Origin of the sequence: Kineococcus indalonis (genome assembly GCF_009906395.1) — a bacterium.
Lineage (GTDB): Bacteria > Actinomycetota > Actinomycetes > Actinomycetales > Kineococcaceae > Kineococcus > Kineococcus indalonis.
On sequence record NZ_JAAALM010000728.1, the window covers coordinates 1 to 1504 of the forward strand.

Here is a 1504-nt window from a genome sequence, read left to right on the forward strand (position 1 = left end):
GGGCCACGACGACCAGCGGGCCGTCGGCGGGGCGCCGGTACAGCTCGAGCACGCGGGCGTTGAAGTCCTCCACCACCGCCTGGACCTCCGCGGCGGAGCGCAGTTCGGCGACGTCGCGCAGCAGCACCTCCCGCTCGCGGCGCATGGCCAGCGCCGGCGGCAGCATGGCGGTGACGTCGAACCCCTCGCGGCGGGCCTTCTCCGCGGCCCACTCCTCCGCGGAGAACGGCCGGTCGAGGCCGCGCAGGGGCTTCCCGGCCCCGCGCAGGCCGTCGAACTCGCCGCGCTCGGCGGCTTCGCGGACCTGTCGCTCGACCCAGTCCTCGAACGAGCTGCCGCCCGGTTTCCGGCCCGTCACCCTGCGAGGCTACGACGGGCGCGGCCGGGCGGCAGCGCGGGAGCGACCGGTGGTCAGTCGACCTCGGCGGCGACCTCATCGTCGGGGACGACCTGCGCGTCGGGGACGACCTGTCCGTCGGGGGTCAGCTGCACGCTGTCGGGGAGCGTGTCGTAGGAGCGCGGGTCGAGCCGGTCGACGGCCCCGGTGGCGAGGTCGGCGAGCACCTGCTCGATGCCGGCGACGGTGGCGCGGGTGAAGCGCTCGCGGCCGGCCTGCCCGAGGGTCTGGGTCTGCCCGCGGATCTCGAAGAGCACGGTGCGGGTGCCGTTGAGGGCGAACGCCGAGGTCGCCAGCTGGCGGGAGGGGCCCTGCACGTCCTGGTACGGCGCGTGCTTGCCGCCGGGCTCGAACTCCTGCTCGGGCAGCGGCGGGTAGTCGACGGCCACGTCGATGAGCTCGCCGGTGTCGTCGCGGGCCACGCAGGCACCCTGGTGGTGGACGTCGAGGAACCCGTCGACGCCGTCGTAGCGCTGCTGCAGGTCGACGTAGAGGTCGCGCAGCGCCTGCGACTCGGGGTTGAGGAACCAGCCGAAGCCCTCGGGGACGCCGGGCAGGTCGGCGGGGTCGGGCACGTACCCGAGGTCCGCGTGGAAGTCGCGGTTGAGGTCGAAACCCGGTGCGGTGACGTAGTCGTCGCCCTGCTGCACGCGCTGGATGTAGTTCCAGGCCGGTTCACCGGCGGCCAGCTGCGGGAACTGCGCGACGACCTCCGCCCACGTGCGGTCGTTGCCGCGCCGGTCCAGCTCGGCGCCGTCGACGTTGAGCTTGGGCACGGCCACGACGGTCACCGAGGCGAGCAGCCGCTCGGTCCAGGCGTCGTCGGAGGTGGCGAGCTGCTCCAGCACGCGCAGGACCGCGTCGGGCCCGACCTTCTCGTTGCCGTGGATCTCGGCGTTCAGCAGCAGCACCTTCTCGCCGGTGCCGACGGTGGCGGCCCAGATCTCCCGCCCGCGGCTGGAGCGCCCGATCTCGGAGACGGTGAGGCGGCCGTCGCTGACGGCCTGCAGGCGGCGCAGCTCGCGGCCGAGCTCGGCGTGGCTGGTGAACTCGTTGATCGGCAGCTGGCGCACCTCGGTGGGGCACGGCGGGGGCGCCAGCGGGTCG

General features: G+C 74.5%; 2 protein-coding genes. Both read right to left on the reverse strand.

The annotated features are described in order from the left end of the window. The coding region (locus GTR00_RS20625; protein WP_166613397.1) for a DnaJ family domain-containing protein at positions 1 to 358 on the reverse strand (358 nt) is incomplete at its 3' end. Between the two features lie 53 nt (positions 359 to 411). After that, positions 412 to 1504 (reverse strand): M14 family zinc carboxypeptidase (locus GTR00_RS20630; RefSeq protein WP_205706308.1); only part of this gene is annotated, 1093 nt, incomplete at its 5' end.